Source organism: Nodosilinea sp. FACHB-141 (assembly GCF_014696135.1).
Taxonomy (GTDB): domain Bacteria; phylum Cyanobacteriota; class Cyanobacteriia; order Phormidesmidales; family Phormidesmidaceae; genus Nodosilinea.
In genome coordinates this window covers 1-15,825 of the sequence record NZ_JACJPP010000019.1, presented here as the reverse complement: position 1 = coordinate 15,825, position 15,825 = coordinate 1, and the positions used below count along the sequence as shown (strand labels likewise).

Sequence of the window (15,825 nt, the reverse complement as noted above, 5' to 3'; positions counted from 1 at the left end):
GGTTAATGGCAGGGTCAATCCCTGTGTCTTGCACTTTAAGAATTAGCTATGACTGAAGCAACTAATCCCAGAGTATTTTTTGACATCACCATTGGCGGCACTCCCGCAGGCCGCATTGTCATGGAGCTGCGTGCCGATGTCACCCCCAAAACCGCCGAAAACTTCCGCGCCCTCTGCACTGGCGAAAAAGGCATGGGTACCTCCGGTGTGCCGCTGCACTTCAAAGGCTCTAGCTTTCACCGCGTCATTCCTGAATTCATGTGTCAGGGTGGCGACTTTACTCGCGGCAACGGCACCGGCGGCGAGTCGATCTACGGCATGAAATTTGCTGACGAAAACTTTACTCTCAAGCACACCACCCCTGGGCTCCTGAGTATGGCCAATGCTGGCCCTAATACCAACGGGTCACAGTTCTTTTTGACCACCGTGGCTACCCCCTGGCTCGACGGCAAGCACGTGGTCTTTGGCAGCGTGGTCGAAGGCATGGATGTGGTCAGCACCATAGAGCAAGTCGGTAGCCGTAGTGGCCAAACCTCTGAGCCCGTCGTAATCGCCGACTGCGGCCAATTGTAAGCAGGCGCTAATCGTCGGGCGGAAACCGTAGACCAAGCTCGCCGGTTTCGCTAATCATAACGCTGCCACCAAGGGCTTCAATTCGATCAATGGCTTTTTGGCGAGTCGCATCGTCAAAAGCATTGGCCAAAACACTGGCCCAGGCATTGACCTGGGCCTGCTTGCTCAGGGGGTTATTGGCCAAAAAATCGGCTGTACGCTGAGAGTTTTCTGCAATTATTGGGGCCTCTGCTTCGGGCGATTGCCGTCCCCACTCTGCAGCGGTTTGAAAAGATTGTTGAGCCGCCTTCCCGTCACCCAGATAGAGCAGCTCATCTACACCGCGATAGCGCCAGATATAAAACCCGTCAGATGGCACCGTTGGGGTCAACCGCTTTAGCCCCTGGGCGGTAATCGCAACGCTTTGCTCCGGTTGGGCGGCGAAATTGCTAGTGCTGCCTGACAAAAACAGATAAAACATTCGGTAATACGGGTCTTTAGGGATAACAACCCGAAAGAACTCCGGGCTTAGGTCGTAACCCGTTTTAGCTCGAGCCTCATCGTCGCCAAAGTACTGCAAAAATCGCAGAAAAAACCAGTCAGCCGCCAGATTGTCAAACCCAAAGGTGGGCGTTTTCTGCGCCAACGCCAGGGTCGCTGCCGTTGCCTGGTCTTGTTGCTCAAGACTTTGATCGGTAATGCTGCGGTCTTGTAAGTTAGCTAGGCGCTGCTGCTGTAAGGGCACTAAGGCCAGCAGCAAAGCAGCGGGCAGTACCCAAATTGCCAAATGTTTGGCCCAGAGCAAGGGCGGGCGGCGTTTGCTTGAAGAGAGCTGCATGATGTGGGCGCAAGGGTAAGAAACCTATAGAGCGGGTTTCAGGTTTTAGGGTGGTTCTAGAATAAGTCTACCCACCGTGGCTGCGATCGCAATTGAGGCACTTCAACTCAGCCTCCTCATCTGCTTGGCAGTTCTGTAACCTGATGGCATCTCCCATGGCCCAAACCTCTGCTCAACAACTCAATGCTGTTTTTAAAGGTTGGTGGCTGGGAGGGGTAGGCCTGGTAGCTGTTGTCTTCATGACCTGGCTACCTCACAGTTACCTGCGCATGGTGAGTTGGCCATGGGCCTTGGTGTGGCAGCTGGGGTTTCTAGCTTTTGGCGGCTGGCTGGTCTGGCAGCTACGCCAGTTTCACGTGCCGTTTCGTCCCCTAGGTTACGGGCTCGATTGGGCTGTAGCCGGCACAGGTATTGTTTTAATGGTTTGCAGCCTGGCCAGCGACTTCAAAACAGTGGCCCTGTGGAATGTGGTTTTAGCAACGTACTACTTTTTTGCGTTGTACTGCGGCGTCAATTGGATAAACCAGGCCCAGCTCAAAGCTACTCAGGTAGCCGCAGCAATCGCCACAACGATGCTAGGCACCACCCTAATTTCCTTACTTCTATGGCGACCTACGTCAGGGGCAGAGTTAGACGACAGTTTTTCTACTGCCCTGCGCAATGCCATGCCCTTTGGCCACCACAATTTCGTGGGTGGCTACTTTGCTCTAGCGCTGCCGTTTGTTGCAGCCTGTGCTGTGGCCTTTAAGGGATGGCTGCGGTGGTTGATGGCGGCGGCCTCGGCCTTGGCTGCGATCGCTCTCTACCTCAGCGGATCGCGGGGGGCGTTGTTGGGAATTTTGGTGTGGTTGCTTCTTATAGTCGTTGCCTTTGTTGTCAACCCCACCGCTAAGGGCAGAACCCAGCGTTGGTTGCTAGGCGGCCTGGGGTTAGCCGTCGCGATTAGCGCTCTAGCCAGCAACTCAAGGGTTCGCAGCTTGTTTGGCGGTCTAGATTTTAACGATCCTTCTGGCTTTGTAGTACAAGATGGCCCGGTGCTCGATCGTTACTTCCTGGCTAAGACTGCCCTTAACATTTTTAGCCATCGTCCATTGGTGGGCGTGGGGCCAGGGGTGATGAGCCGTGTCTCAAATCTATATCGCCCGATAGAAACGGGCCTAGGTCAAGACCATTCTCAGCAGCTTCACAGTACGCCGTTTCAGCTTTTAGGAGAGATGGGGCTACTGGGTCTTGGGCTGGATCTGGCATGGCTGGTACTTGTCGCCGCGCTCTGGCTGCGTCTATACCAAACTGCACAAGAGCCGGCTAGTCGATGGTTGCTGTATGGCGCAGGCGGTAGCTTCTTAGCCTACGGGGTATCTAGCCTCACTGACTACCAGCTTGAAAACGTTGGCATTTCCATGGCGCTTGGGGCCTTGCTACTCCTGTTGCTCAGCCTAGCAAATCAAACAGAGCTGCCCTCGCTGCCTACCCTAAGTGGAGGAACCCGCCGCTATCTTAGCCTGGCCCTGGTAGCCTGGTTGGCGATCACAACCTATTTGTGGTTTGTGACCGACCTAGGCTTCTTTTTTGCCCACCGTGCCCTCAGCCGTGCAGAACGAGGCGATGTAGCTAGCTCGTTGCAACAGCTATCTGCCGCTGCCACTTTCGTTCCTTGGGATCCAACCTACCCCGCCCTATCCGGACAAATCATCTATCAACTGCTGCCTCTCGTGTCTCCAGGTGAGCAAGATGCTGTGCGCCGCGATGCCTTGACTAATCTGTATAGCGCTGCTGCGATCGCCCCCAACGATGCCTGGTTTAATTACAACATGGCGGTTCTGCTGTTACCTCAAAACCCAGCTGCTGCAGCGGACTATAGCCGCCGTGCCGTGCAGCTACTCCCCAGAAAAAGTGCCTTGAGCCGCTATGTGCTGGGGCAAGCCTACCTAGCCCAAGGCCAAACCGAAGCCGCCGTAACCGCGTTTAGCCTTCAAGGCCTTGGCCATCCCGAATTTTTGACTTTGCCTCTGTGGGAGCAAGAGTCCTTAGCACCAATTAAACAGCAGGTTTTAGATCAGGCGTTAACCTACCACGAGTCCATACTCAACGGGCTATCGCCAAAGATCCCAGGATATTCCACTTTTTACGACCAAACAGCGCTGATTCGCTGGTGGCAGAGACAACCTCTCACCGCCAACCGTGACGGGCTAAGACCAATCACGCAGGCGCTTTTAGCCACAGACCAAAGCCTCGAAGCAGCCCTAGCCATCGTTAATCAAGCACTAGAAGCCACTCCCCAAGATCAGGCTCTGTTGCTGCTTCGGGCATGGCTTTCGCCTGCCGCTGCCCAAAACTACTTTGCTCAAGCCGAGCTTCCTGCACATGAGAAGGTACTGCTAACCGAATCGTTGGGGCAATTTCGAGATGTGCGATCGTGGTTGACTTCCCTAGTAGAACCGGTTGAACTAACTGGCCGTAGCTTGCTAGGGCTCACCTATCGCAATCGATACGCTCAGGGCATTAACTTTATTGCACCCATTGAGGAAATGGAGCAGTGGGCTATCCCTAACTTACTTGGGTTGTTTGAGGAGCTGCCCAGGGAGTTTGTGGCGCTAGACCAAGCTATAGAAACGATTCAAACCAAGCAGCTTAACTTGCCTAGTGCCGTCAAGAATCGCTTTGAAATTACACCCCCGCCTCCACTGCCCGAAAACTTTTTTAGTCAGGTGTGATCGCTCAGTCAGAGCAAGTGGGTAAGTTAGACCCAGGCGCAAATAACACCTCTACCGCCGCCTAACCCAAGGAGACATACACCTATGAAAGCATCTCTCAAAGCCAACCTGCTCAAGCACTTCATTGCTAAAAAAGAAGAAGGCGGCTTCACTCTAATTGAACTGCTGGTGGTTATTATCATCATCGGTATTCTGGCTGCTATTGCCCTACCTTCCTTCCTCAACCAAGCCAACAAAGCCCGTCAGTCTGAAGCTAAAACCTACGTTGGTTCTATGAACCGTGGTCAGCAAGCTTACCGTCTAGAAAACCCTACGTTTGCTCCTGGTTTTGTGGAACTGGCCATTGGTATTCCTTCCGCCACCACTTACTACAACTACACCATTGGCGCTAGTGGTCCTTTTGGCGCAACGGCTTTTGCTGACAGAGTTGATACCGCTCTAAAGAGCTATGTCGGTGCTGCCCAGCTAAACTCGGGTAGCGCAACCACGGAAGCAACCACGATTGCAATCATTTGTGAATCGACTCAAGCTAACGTGGCTGCTGCTGCCGGTGCGCTCACCAACTTCAGCACCTCTGCAAGCCAGTCTGCTACTGCTTGCACAAACGGTACCTGGAAGAAGCTCTAGATTATTGATGGCGCTTAACTTCTAGTTCCTAATAACATTTGGGATCAGTTACTTATTTTTACGTAGCTGATCCCAAGCTTCTTTAAAGCAAATTTGAGAAGCCGCCATCAGTTCAATATTGAGAGTAGTAGAAGTTATACGTTTAATGGAAAGGCTAGCTAGCCAAGAATGGGTTCTACAATTTGTGCTCATCAGAATAGATGGAAAGCTTACAGCCATTCAAAAATTTTCTCAAAATACTTTGACTTTTGTAGCATCTATCATTTTTGCAAGCCCATTCAAATTTTTTGTTTAGGTAGTGGCTGTTGCAGTGAGTGAGAAACCTGAACGCGCACAACCTATCAATTGGCAAGAAAAGAAACAGAGGCGATTACTCAACCCAACCTGCTGAGCTGCAAAAAAAACGCTGAACAAAAGCTTTGTTCAGCGTTTTCTGATTTAATAGCTAGTCTTCAGCTCCAACATTAGCCCCCAGCTACGGCAGGGACGATGCTGACTTCGTCTCCATCATTAAGGGCAGTCTCTTTACCATCGAGAAAGCGAATGTCTTCGCTGTTGACGTAGAAGTTGACAAAGCGGCGCAGTTCGCCAGAATCGTCACACAGCCGGGCTTTAATGCCGGGGCAGTTGCTCTCCAAATCATTGAGCAGATCTACGATATTGCCACCACTACATTCGAGGGCAGCCTGGTTGTTGGTGAATTTTTGCAGCGGGGTTGGAATTAGTACTTTAACAGCCATGGGTGTAGTAAATGAATTGGAAAATAAGATTGGTCTGTCAGTAAGAGTTATAGGGAGTAAGGTTCAAGCTGAAAAGCAAAAACTTAAACCTTGAACCTCGTACCTTAAGCCCTAGACTAATACCTGCTGCCATTCCAGCCGGTCGAGGGTGCGGGAGCGCTCTAGGGCACGCTCGAAGCTGTCGAGCTTAGGCTCAATGGTAAAGGGCTCACCAATGTAACCCTGTACAGCCTCTTGGGTCTTCAGGCCGTTGCCGGTAATGTAGACGACTGTAGACTCGTCGGGGTCAATCTTACCGGCTTCTACCAGTTTTTTGAGTACTGCAATGGTGGTGCCGCCAGCAGTCTCGGTGAAGATACCTTCGGTTTCAGCCAAAAGCTTCATGCCTTCAATCACTTCAGCATCGGTTACTGACTCGATGTTGCCGTTGGTTTTACGAGCTATATCGAGCGCATAGATACCGTCGGCGGGGTTTCCAATGGCAATAGACTTGGCAATCGTATTGGGTTTGACCGGAGTCACAAAATCGCGGCCTTCTTTAAAGGCTTGGGCAATAGGAGAGCATCCCTCGGCTTGGGCACCGCTAAAGCGTACAGGCTTATCGTCGACGAGGCCGACCTTCACAAATTCTTGAAAGCCTTTGTAGATCTTGGTAAATAGTGACCCCGATGCCAACGGCGCTACGATGTGGTCTGGTAAGCGCCAACCTAGCTGTTCAGCTACTTCGTAGCCCAGGGTTTTAGACCCTTCGGAGTAGTAGGGGCGCAGATTGATGTTGACGAACCCCCACCCTTGGGTGTTGGCTACCTCAGAGCACAGACGGTTGACCTGGTCATAGTTGCCCTGCACAGCCATCACTGTAGGGTTGTAAATTAGGGTGCCGAGCACTTTGCCTGCTTCCAGGTCAGCGGGGATGAATACACAGCAGTCAAGGCCAGCATGAGCTGCGATCGCCGCCGTAGAGTTTGCTAGGTTTCCTGTACTGGCACAAGATACTGTAGTAAACCCTAGCTCTCTTGCTCGGGTCAGCGCCACCGATACCACCCGGTCCTTGAAACTCAGGGTGGGCATGTTGACAGCGTCATTCTTTATATAGAGTTCTTTTAGCCCTAGCTGCCGCGCCAGTCGGTTGGCCCGCACTAGGGGTGTCATGCCGGTTCCCACATCAATTGGGTTATCGGTGCTGACGGGCAAAAAGTCCTTGTAGCGCCAAATTGACAGCGGCCCTGCTTGGATACTGCTGCGGGTGACCCGCCTGCGAATTTCGTCATAGTCGTAGGCTACCTCTAATGGGCCAAAGCACACGTCTTCGCACACATGCTTGGCGCCTAAGTCATAGGTCTCACCACATTCTCGGCATTTCAATGCTGAAAATGTGGGCTTGGTGGCGATCGCTTGTTCGATAGACTGCGTCATGGCGTTTTCTCTGAGATTTTCTGAGGAGCAGTTGTCAACTTCGCTAAGTTATCCAGAACGTAACACTGGTGACAATACTTGGTCAAATATACCCGACCAAAAAAGTCGGGTATAACACAAGGCTTTTTCTGTCAGTATTTTGCGCTGGTAGCTGCCGATTCTTAGCTGAGAGCGACGGTCCAAGTTGTTCTGAGTTTGCTGTTGCTCTTAGCCTCATCCGCAGTTGTTCCGACCCTAATAACCACTGTGAAACCACTTCAGGGGTTCCAAGATCGGCCTTGGGAGCAATAAAGTAACTTGCTATACAAACGCTTGCCTTGCAGTTGAGGTTAAGTGATCTAAAGTCATGGAACGTTTGCATTGGTTAGCGTGCCAGACCAGTCAGACTGCTTTATGCTTTATGCCCAAAGTGGTCTGTGCTGTGGTCTGGCTGTCATGGCAACGGCAAAACAGTAAATTCAGTGCAGATGCTCTCTGTGATGCTCTTAGCAGAACGTTATGGTAGTGACCCAAGATAAGCCCCTTGCCAATGTTTTTCGTCAGCTATCTGGAGGAGCGTTTCCCCCTGTAGTCGAATCCTATGAGCGGGGAAAAACAATTTTTTTCCCTGGAGACCCAGCCGAACGGGTGTACTTCTTGCTAAAAGGGGCAGTGAAGCTGTCGCGGGTGTACGAGGCTGGAGAAGAAATCACAGTTGCTCTGCTGCGCGAAAACAGTGTGTTTGGAGTCTTGTCGCTAATTACGGGCAACCGTTCTGATCGCTTTTATCACTCCGTGGCCTTCACCCCAGTAGAGCTATTGTCTGTTCCAATTGAGCAGGTTGAGCAGGCGCTGGAGGAAAATCCTGAACTGGCCTTGCTGATGTTGAGGGGGTTATCCTCTCGCATCTTGCAAACCGAGATGATGATCGAAACCTTGGCCCATCGAGACATGGGCTCACGGCTGGTAAGTTTCTTACTCATTCTCTGTCGCGATTTTGGGGTGCCTAGCCAGGATGGCATCACTATTGACCTGAAACTGTCTCATCAGGCCATTGCTGAGGCCATCGGCTCCACTCGGGTGACTGTGACTCGCCTGCTGGGAGATTTGCGCCAGGAAGGCATGATCTCCATCTACAAAAAGAAAATTACTGTGCATGATCCGGTCAATCTGAGTCAGCAGTTTACTTAGTTTAGGTTTGGCTAGGTGGGGTGGTTTTGGTAGCCAAACCAGCAATCGACAATATTGGGGCGTACGAGGCTTCAACCCATGCAGTAGAGTAAGTGCAAACTCCCCTGTGGCTGGTGCATGGTTTCTGGTTACGTACTGATTTTGGCGGTCTTAATTTTGGGGGGCTTTATTGCTACCCTCGGCGATCGCGTCGGCACGCGGGTGGGCAAAGCACGTCTAAGCTTGTTCAATCTACGCCCCCGGCAAACGGCTACCTTAGTCAGCATTGCCACGGGTAGCGTCATTTCAGCCTCTACACTGGCCCTGCTGTTTGGAGTGAGCAGTCAGCTGCGCACTGGGGTGTTCGAGTTGAGTAAAATTCAGGCTGATTTAGCCAACGCCGAGGCTGATTTGGCCCAGGCTCAATCTACCCAAGAGAGCGTAGAGACCGATCTGGAGTCGGCAACTAACGAACGGCAGCGGGCGCTAGCTCGATTACAAGAAATTAACCAATCGCTCAACCAGGCGGTGGTTCAGCAGGAAGCGACTGAGGGTGAACTACGCCAAACTCTAGGCCAGCTAGATGCCGTATCACAGCAGGCTGCTGCGCTGCGCCAATCGACGGACGCTCTGCGGGTTCAGCGTGATAACCTGCTGGCGCAGCAAGCCACTATTGGCAAACAGATTGCCGATCGCGATCGGGCAATTGCCAAACTAGATGAGGAGATTGCCGATCGCGATCGGGCGATCGCCCAGCGAGAGCAGCGGCTGGCTAGCCTAGAGGCCGAGCAAGACTTTTTAGAGCAGCAGGTAGCCGTTCTGCAAACGCAGTATCAAGGGCTGTTTCGGGGCAATATTGCTCTCAACCGCAACCAAGAGATTTTAGTCGGTCAAGGTCGTGCCGAGAATCGAGAGCAGGCAGAGGAGTTTGTGACGGGCTTTTTACTTGAAGCCAACCGCCTGGTGTCTCGAGCCATTGCCCCTGGGGCTTTGATCGACCAGCAAATTTTGCTGATTGGTAATCGCGAGGTCGAGGCGCTGATTGAGCGTTTGTCCACAGGTGAAGATTACGTCGTGCGCCTGCTGTCTGCGGCTAACTATGTAACGGGCGAGCCCTGCGTGGTGCAGCAGGGTGAACCCTGCGTGCAGGTCTTTATCGATGCCACCCCTAATCAGCAGGTTTATGCTCTGGGTGAGCGATTGGCAACGGTCACGCTAGACCCTCCTCCTCTGGGCGATCGCCAGCTAGTTGAGCGACTTAACCTTCTGTTGGCAGCCGCTCAATTTCGGGCCCGACAGGACGGCGTTGTCAGCGACACGCTACAAGTAGCCGACAACCGGCCTGAAACGGTGCTCAATTTCTTAGAGACTGTTCAGCAATCGGGGCAGGCTGTCGATCTTCAGGCTATTGCTGCCACTGATATTTTCACGGTAGGGCCGGTTCAAATTCATCTAGCAGCAGTGCGCGACGGGCGCATTCTGTTTCAAACGAGTGGATTCAATAATCCCCTGGACGATAGCACTGACTTGCTAAGCGAATAGCCTTGGAGCACCTCCTCTCGGAAAACTAAGTAAAAAGGATCCAAGTTAAATTAACTTCGGTGGCGAATATTTAATAATGTCTAAAAAAATTTGCAGATAGTTACCATCTGCCCCTACTTCGATACTGTGGGGATCACCTGTGCTTAGAATTAACCTACAAATCTGTCGGCTGCTAATAGGTTGCTTTTAACTCTGGCTTGTCTCAAGGCAAGCAAACTTTAAATACACCTGGAGCGATCCCATGAAATTTGAGGATATTTATCAGTTCTTCGAGGATCCACCGCCAATTTACTTGAACAAAGAGCTTGCCGTTTGCTACGTGTTGTCGGTATTGCTCCAGCAAGACTCCTACGGCACCGAATTGATCCAGCGGTTAACCCACCAGTATCCCCACTATCGTCTATCAGATACGGTGCTTTACGGAGCACTTAAGTTTTTGGAGGACGAAAATGCTATTGACGGCTACTGGAAAAAGGTAGAAGGCCGGGGTCGTCCTCGTCGCATGTACCGTCTTAATCCTGACTGGCGGCTTCAAGCCGAGGAACTGGCCGAATTTTGGAAAACCTATATGGGCGATCCAATCCGGCCGGCCTGCGCTCAAAGCCCAGTCTACTCTGCTCCGCATCGGTGAATTAGGAGTGCAAGGCCTACCTGAATGATGCAACATTCCGTACCCTAGAGAAGTAGCTTTGCATGGTCCGGCGTGACTGACACTATTCTCTATTCGACTCTGTTCCTAACCCTGCTAATGATAGTGGGGTTAGTTTTTTTTATTCGGGCTTCTACCAAAGACCGTATCGAAACCCTGACGCTAACGCGTCCTATTGATCCCATAACGTTACTGCAAAACCTGACGACTTACTTTGAGGCACGGGCCTATGCCATCATTGCGGCTGAAGAAGAGGCCCAACGCATCACCCTGCGGGGAAGAGTACGTCCGAGCCTGTTTTTGGCTGGATTCTTAACTCTGCTTGCCACTGTGGGGACTCTCTGTTTTGCTTTAGTACTCGCCAATCTATGGCCAGCCCACGGCGCTATCTTTTTGGCTCTGCTAGCACTGAGCCCGCTAGCCGGCTGGTTCTATTGGCGTGGCGCTGAGCGCGATGAGGAGATTTGCTTAGAAATTCGGCCCGACGCTGCGGACAGCGGCTCGTTAGAGAGTGCGCTTGCTAAGGTTACTGTTACAGCTCACCGCGATGAGCTGATTGCCCTTGAGCAAGGCTTTGACCGCTGAAGCAAAAAAAAGCTAGCCCTTGGGCTAGCTTTTTGCATGTGAAAGGTAATTCTGACAGTGACATTGGTAAAGCAAATATCTGCTATCAGAATACTTACCTTAGTGAGTCAAGGTCTCTAAAACTGAGGCGTTCTCTTCTTCTTCTTCACCTTCTTCACCGAGCAGCACCCGCAGACTGGGGAAAAGAAAATGATTCTCTTCTACATACTGGGCACCAAATAGACCCTTCTCGGCCCAAAAGTACCGGTCAGTGGTGTGCTCGTTCCGCTTAACCAGCAGCAGGGCTGGGGGGGCAATGCCCTCGGAATGGATAAAATTCCGAGCTGCGGTTACGGGTTTTTCGTTGCCGCTCTCAATACTATACTGAGGAACAGCTTCTAAAATGCGACGGCCTTCTAAGCGACGACGACTCTTACGCTTGCGTCTCCTTGCCAAGTTGCCTACCTCCCTCTCATTGGATATTTGGATGTAGTTTCGGTTACAAAATTTGTTAACCAGGCCAAGTATATAGGCTCAAAATAAGAATTTCAACTTCTCTTAAAAATCGGCCTAAAACCTCCGAACACCAAGCGCTATAAAGGATGCAAGGGTGTCAAAGGAGATCAGAGCTGAACAGAATTGTTAAAAAATTGACAAAACTTTAATTTTTCTTCCGTCAAACTCTTATGTTGCGCCGCCATGATTGGCTCTCCCAGCTCCGAATTCACCACATTGTGTCAGTCCCAGGTACTTCTGCTGACCCAGTCGTTAGAGGCTGCTTCCACAGTGGTGTACTTGGTCGAAGCCACCGTTGAGACAATAAATCCCACTTTGATACCGCTGGTGGCTTATCCAGAAACCGCCAACCTGTGGCACGACTTGCGGGAGGGACTAGCGGCAGTATTCAACACAGCCGAAGAAGTTGATGGCAGCAAGCAATCCCCAATCGTCCAACCAGAACAGTGGCTTCAGCAACCCGTTGACTCAGAGCGAGATTCAGTTGGGCTACCATCCACAGCTCGTGTTTCTTCAGAGAAGGGTTTGCTCTCGATGCCGTTTGGGATAGAACCGGCAACCCAACCGCAGGGTGTGGGGGCTGATCTAACCACGTATCCCCTAGTTTTGCCGTTGGCCCATGATGGAGTGGTGCTGGGCATGATCGTCAGTACTCGCGAAGCACTGCCGTGGACAGCGGACGATTATCGACGGGCTGAGCAGGTCGCTAGCACGTTGGCGATCGCATACGTGCTGGACCAGCGTAGCCAATGGCTTCAGTGTCAGCTTAACCAACGTCAGCTGATCCAAGCCGATCAGTCCGAAACTTTCCACGATCTGCTGCATCAGTTCCGCAATCCGCTCACAGCTTTACAGACCTTTGGCAAATTGATGGTCAAACGGTTACCCCCTGAGGATACCAATCGGCCGATTGCTGAAGGCATTGTGCGTGAGAGCCGACGATTGCAGGATTTGGCTCAGCATTTTGATACCGCTGTTGCCGAAGGGGATGAAACCTTGGCGCAGGCTACTACCCCACCAGCGGGTAGGTTGCTGCTACCAGGCTCACCCAGTGAATGGAGCGATCGTCCCAGTATTGTTATCGACAGCAACGAAGACACCTTAAACAGCAGATTGGCAACGACTCAAAGTCAGCCCCTTGAAGAGTTGGTTTCAGCAACAGGGCATGGGCTGGGACGATCGCTAAGGGTGCAGCCCGGCGCGATCGCTGAGATCGCCCTTCCACTGGTGCAGTCCATTGCACCCTTGGCTCATGAGCGGGGACTGCACCTGGTGCACCATATCCCTACCGCTTTACCCATGGTTTGGCTTGATGCTGCTGCTCTAGGAGAAGTGCTCCACAACCTGCTCGACAATGCTCTAAAGTACGCACCCGCTGGGTCTTTAGTCTGGATTACCGCAGGGCTAGTGCAGCGGATTGGCAGGCAGATGTTCCAGGGAATTGTCGTAGGCGATACCGGTGCAGGCATTCCCCCTAGTGACCAGCCCCAGTTGTTTACCCGTCACTTTCGCGGTGTGCGGGCCCAGGGCGACATTCCGGGTACGGGGCTAGGTCTCGCCATTGTCCAAGACCTAGTGCAGGGCATGGGGGGGCGTATTGATCTAGTCAGCCCTGTTCAAGGCACGTCATGGCTGCCGCCAGAGGCTGTAGCTTATCCTCAAAACCCCGGCGTTGTGTTTGTGGTTTGGCTAAGGGCCTTAGACAGTGAGGTGTAGACCCAACGAGATTGATGGGCTAAGGTGCTACCGTTGTGCTTCCCACTACGGAATGCCGCATCCATAGGAGAATGGAGTCAGTCTGTTCATCAGGTTCAGCAATCCATCGTCTTCGGTGTTACCCATGGCAACCACCCTATCCCCCAATACCTCTGCTCGGCTGGCACCGCCAGCCTCTCTGTCCCCCCTAACGGTACCCAAACGGTTGTTGTTAGGACCAGGGCCCAGTAACGCTGACCCCCGTGTCATTGCCGCCATGAATCAGCAGCCCATTGGCCATCTAGACGCTGCTTACCTAGCGATGATGGATGAAGTTCAAGAGCTGCTGCGCTATACCTGGCAGACTACTAATCCCCTCACCTATGCCGTGGCCGGTACCGGGTCTGCAGCGATGGAAGCAACGATCGCAAATGCTGTCGAACCGGGCGATCGCGTCTTAGTTGCTGTCAAAGGCTATTTTGGCTACCGCTTGGTCGATATGGCCCAGCGCTATGGAGCCGATGTTGTCACCATTCACCGGCCCTGGGGTGAAGCTTTTACCCTAGAGGAACTTACCGCCGCATTAAAGGAACATCGGCCTGCGGTGTTGGCGATCGTCCACGCCGAGACTTCCACCGGAGTTCGCCAACCCCTCGAAGGATTAGGATCAGCCTGTGCTGACCACGACTGTTTGCTGCTGGTTGATACTGTCACCAGCCTAGGCGGTGTGCCAATTTTTCTCGACGAATGGCAGGTTGATCTGGCTTACAGCTGTAGCCAAAAAGGATTGAGCTGTGCCCCTGGTATTTCCCCCTTCACCATGAGCCCTCGAGCTGTCGCCAAGCTAGAGCGCCGTCGCCAACCCGTCGCCAACTGGTATCTTGATGCTGCCCTGCTGCGGAAATACTGGGGACCAGAGCGGGTCTATCACCACACCGCACCAGTCAACCTCACTTATGCTCTGCGCGAAGCTCTGCGTCTGCTAGTCGAAGAAGGCCTAGAGCCCCGTTGGCAGCGTCATCAACAAACTGCCACCTACTTTTGGCAAGGGCTAGCGGACCTTGGTCTCACCTGTCACGTCGAAGAATCCCTTCGTCTACCGACCCTGACTACCGTACGAGTACCCAACGGCGTCGATGCCAAAGCCGTTGGTCGTCAACTTATGACCGACTACAACATTGAAGTCGGCGGTGGGCTCGGAGAACTTGGAGGCAAGGTATGGCGAATTGGCCTCATGGGCTATAACAGTCAGCCAGAGCATGTTGATACCCTGCTACATGCTCTGGGGACAGTGCTACACCAATCTACTTAACGCATTAAGTTACTGACTACCCGTGCAGACGAAGAAGGCGTCTCCACTATCTGTGGAGACGCCTTCTTCGTCTGCACGCTTGCTAGACCACACTCCGCTGCTGGCTTGCCAACAGGGGAAACCCTAGCTTCTCCCGTTGTTCTAGATAAAGCTGAGCTACTCGCCTGGCTAATCCTCGTACCTGGCGAATGTATCGGGTGCGCTCTGTTACAGAAATTACGCCTCGCGCATCCAACAAGTTAAAAGTGTGTGAGCACTTCAGCACGTAGTCATAACTCGGCAGCACCAGCCCTCGATCCATAAGCTGCTCTGCCTCTTGCTGGTACAAATCAAACAGCGTGAACAGCAGTTCTGGATTTGAGGCCTCAAAGTTGTACGTCGAGTTCTCAACCTCCGCCTGCATATAGATATCGCCATAGGTGAGCTGATCGTTCCAGCGGATTTTGGCGATCGCATCCACTTCCTGCAAATACATCGTCAACCGCTCTAGCCCGTAGGTTAGCTCAATTGACACTGGACGGCAGTCGATCCCCCCGCACTGCTGGAAGTAGGTGAACTGGGTAATCTCCATCCCGTCTAGCCACACTTCCCAACCTACGCCCCAAGCACCCACCGCCGCATCTTCCCAGTTGTCCTCCACAAACCGAATGTCGTGGTCTTCTGGTTTAATCCCCAACGCCCGAAGCGAGTCTATATAAGTCTCCTGGATGTTCTCAGGCGATGGCTTAATCAATACCTGGTACTGAAAATAATGCTGGTAGCGGTTCGGGTTTTCTCCGTAGCGCCCATCTGCCGGTCTTCGGCAAGGTTCCGCATAGGCCACTGACCAAGGCTCTGGCCCTAGCGCCCGCAAAAAGGTATGTGGACTCTTTGTTCCCGCCCCCTTCTCCGTATCGTAGGGTTGCATAATCACACAGCCTTGCTTAGCCCAAAAATCATTCAGTGTCGCAATTACAGCCTGAAAGTGCACAGCTCTCCCCCGGTTACTAACCCAGACTCATACTCATAACCTTCAAATAGTATTCAACAGACTTGCCCTGCGCTGACAAATTTCCTACTGGATGTCTCCCTGTAGCCACTTGCAGCCCATCGCTATTCACCCGTGTAAAACCAAAGAAGGTTTTTTGGGTATGTCTGTATTTCAAATTACAGAGCGAGTTTAGCGTTGCCTACAGCCCAAAGTCCTTCAGCGAGAGGGATTTTGCGACGCTAGGGGTGCTGTCATTTCTGTTGTTATCTGCGCTAGATACGGTGTCTACGCGAGAAACTTTTCTAGAAAATTGCTGACGGATTCTGTTTGTGAGGCTTTTCAGGAAGGGCGAAACCCTTGCAACACAAGGTGTTTGAGGATTTTGGAAAATCTTCATCAAAGGTGTTGACACCACAGGGAATCCGCCCTATATTGATAAAGCGCCTGAGGGAAGCGACTCGAACGAGTCTTTCACCGAGGGTTGAAGCGAACCTCGACAACTACATAGTCTAGAAACAAAGCCAAGGTTCCTGTCAAGGAT

Annotated in this window: 14 protein-coding genes; 9 read left to right on the top strand and 5 right to left on the bottom strand. The window is 52.2% G+C overall.

Annotation, left to right across the window (positions count from 1 at the left end; translation table 11 throughout):
- The first annotated feature begins 48 nt into the window (after positions 1-48).
- A complete protein-coding gene (locus tag H6F59_RS19790) occupies positions 49-573 on the top strand; it encodes a peptidylprolyl isomerase (protein WP_073607654.1) in 525 nt (174 codons plus the stop codon).
- A gap of 7 nt (positions 574-580) precedes the next feature.
- Here H6F59_RS19790 and H6F59_RS19785 read toward each other — a convergent pair whose 3' ends face one another.
- Positions 581-1,390, bottom strand: coding sequence for a hypothetical protein (locus H6F59_RS19785; RefSeq protein WP_242021588.1), 810 nt, complete (start codon positions 1,388-1,390; stop codon positions 581-583).
- 143 nt (positions 1,391-1,533) lie between these two features.
- Here H6F59_RS19785 and H6F59_RS19780 point away from each other — a divergent pair, with 143 nt between their 5' ends.
- The gene (locus H6F59_RS19780; RefSeq protein ID WP_190704375.1) at positions 1,534-4,104 is read left to right on the top strand and encodes an O-antigen ligase family protein; all 2,571 of its coding nucleotides are present in this window, start codon (positions 1,534-1,536) and stop codon (positions 4,102-4,104) included.
- Between the two features lie 84 nt (positions 4,105-4,188).
- Positions 4,189-4,731 carry a type IV pilin-like G/H family protein gene (locus H6F59_RS19775; protein WP_190704372.1) on the top strand — a complete coding sequence of 181 codons (543 nt, stop codon included), beginning with the start codon at positions 4,189-4,191 and terminating at the stop codon, positions 4,729-4,731.
- Positions 4,732-5,195: 464 nt separating this feature from the next.
- Here H6F59_RS19775 and H6F59_RS19770 read toward each other — a convergent pair whose 3' ends face one another.
- A complete protein-coding gene (locus H6F59_RS19770) occupies positions 5,196-5,471 on the bottom strand; it encodes a MoaD/ThiS family protein (protein WP_073607741.1) in 276 nt (91 codons plus the stop codon).
- A 111-nt stretch (positions 5,472-5,582) separates the two neighbouring features.
- Entirely contained in the window at positions 5,583-6,887 is a 1,305-nt protein-coding gene (thrC, locus tag H6F59_RS19765) for a threonine synthase (RefSeq protein WP_190704369.1), read from the bottom strand.
- A 498-nt stretch (positions 6,888-7,385) separates the two neighbouring features.
- Here thrC and ntcA point away from each other — a divergent pair, with 498 nt between their 5' ends.
- From ntcA to H6F59_RS19745, 4 genes are all read left to right on the top strand, one after another.
- The gene (gene ntcA, locus H6F59_RS19760; protein ID WP_073607508.1) at positions 7,386-8,057 is read left to right on the top strand and encodes a global nitrogen regulator NtcA; all 672 of its coding nucleotides are present in this window, start codon (positions 7,386-7,388) and stop codon (positions 8,055-8,057) included.
- A 117-nt stretch (positions 8,058-8,174) separates the two neighbouring features.
- On the top strand, positions 8,175-9,578 hold the full coding sequence (locus H6F59_RS19755) for a DUF3084 domain-containing protein (RefSeq protein ID WP_190704366.1): 1,404 nt from the start codon (positions 8,175-8,177) through the stop codon (positions 9,576-9,578).
- A 241-nt stretch (positions 9,579-9,819) separates the two neighbouring features.
- Complete coding sequence (locus H6F59_RS19750) at positions 9,820-10,209, top strand: PadR family transcriptional regulator (protein ID WP_190704363.1); 390 nt, start codon at positions 9,820-9,822, stop codon at positions 10,207-10,209.
- A 72-nt stretch (positions 10,210-10,281) separates the two neighbouring features.
- Positions 10,282-10,812, top strand: coding sequence for a cofactor assembly of complex C subunit B (locus tag H6F59_RS19745; RefSeq protein WP_190704360.1), 531 nt, complete (start codon positions 10,282-10,284; stop codon positions 10,810-10,812).
- Between the two features lie 99 nt (positions 10,813-10,911).
- Here the strand turns inward: H6F59_RS19745 and H6F59_RS19740 are convergent, their stop codons facing one another.
- A complete protein-coding gene (locus tag H6F59_RS19740) occupies positions 10,912-11,247 on the bottom strand; it encodes a DUF3155 domain-containing protein (protein WP_190704356.1) in 336 nt (111 codons plus the stop codon).
- A gap of 243 nt (positions 11,248-11,490) precedes the next feature.
- Between H6F59_RS19740 and H6F59_RS19735 the strand changes: the two genes are divergently transcribed.
- A complete protein-coding gene (locus H6F59_RS19735; protein ID WP_190704353.1) occupies positions 11,491-13,023 on the top strand; it encodes a sensor histidine kinase KdpD in 1,533 nt (510 codons plus the stop codon).
- Positions 13,024-13,147: 124 nt separating this feature from the next.
- Entirely contained in the window at positions 13,148-14,314 is a 1,167-nt protein-coding gene (locus tag H6F59_RS19730; RefSeq protein WP_190704350.1) for an alanine--glyoxylate aminotransferase family protein, read from the top strand.
- A gap of 82 nt (positions 14,315-14,396) precedes the next feature.
- On the opposite strand, the gene glyQ is transcribed toward H6F59_RS19730, so the two are convergent.
- A complete protein-coding gene (gene glyQ, locus H6F59_RS19725; protein WP_190704347.1) occupies positions 14,397-15,284 on the bottom strand; it encodes a glycine--tRNA ligase subunit alpha in 888 nt (295 codons plus the stop codon).
- Between the last annotated feature and the right edge of the window lie 541 nt (positions 15,285-15,825).

What these genes read in the sequence shown, in the direction of transcription:
- H6F59_RS19790 (WP_073607654.1), top strand. Translation starts at nt 49, where the DNA reads ATGACTGAAGCAACTAATCCCAGAGTATTTTTTGACATCACCATTGGC.
- H6F59_RS19785 (WP_242021588.1), bottom strand. Translation starts at nt 1,390, where the DNA reads ATGCAGCTCTCTTCAAGCAAACGCCGCCCGCCCTTGCTCTGGGCCAAA.
- H6F59_RS19780 (WP_190704375.1), top strand. Translation starts at nt 1,534, where the DNA reads ATGGCATCTCCCATGGCCCAAACCTCTGCTCAACAACTCAATGCTGTT.
- H6F59_RS19775 (WP_190704372.1), top strand. Translation starts at nt 4,189, where the DNA reads ATGAAAGCATCTCTCAAAGCCAACCTGCTCAAGCACTTCATTGCTAAA.
- H6F59_RS19770 (WP_073607741.1), bottom strand. Translation starts at nt 5,471, where the DNA reads ATGGCTGTTAAAGTACTAATTCCAACCCCGCTGCAAAAATTCACCAAC.
- thrC (WP_190704369.1), bottom strand. Translation starts at nt 6,887, where the DNA reads ATGACGCAGTCTATCGAACAAGCGATCGCCACCAAGCCCACATTTTCA.
- ntcA (WP_073607508.1), top strand. Translation starts at nt 7,386, where the DNA reads ATGGTAGTGACCCAAGATAAGCCCCTTGCCAATGTTTTTCGTCAGCTA.
- H6F59_RS19755 (WP_190704366.1), top strand. Translation starts at nt 8,175, where the DNA reads ATGGTTTCTGGTTACGTACTGATTTTGGCGGTCTTAATTTTGGGGGGC.
- H6F59_RS19750 (WP_190704363.1), top strand. Translation starts at nt 9,820, where the DNA reads ATGAAATTTGAGGATATTTATCAGTTCTTCGAGGATCCACCGCCAATT.
- H6F59_RS19735 (WP_190704353.1), top strand. Translation starts at nt 11,491, where the DNA reads ATGATTGGCTCTCCCAGCTCCGAATTCACCACATTGTGTCAGTCCCAG.
- H6F59_RS19730 (WP_190704350.1), top strand. Translation starts at nt 13,148, where the DNA reads ATGGCAACCACCCTATCCCCCAATACCTCTGCTCGGCTGGCACCGCCA.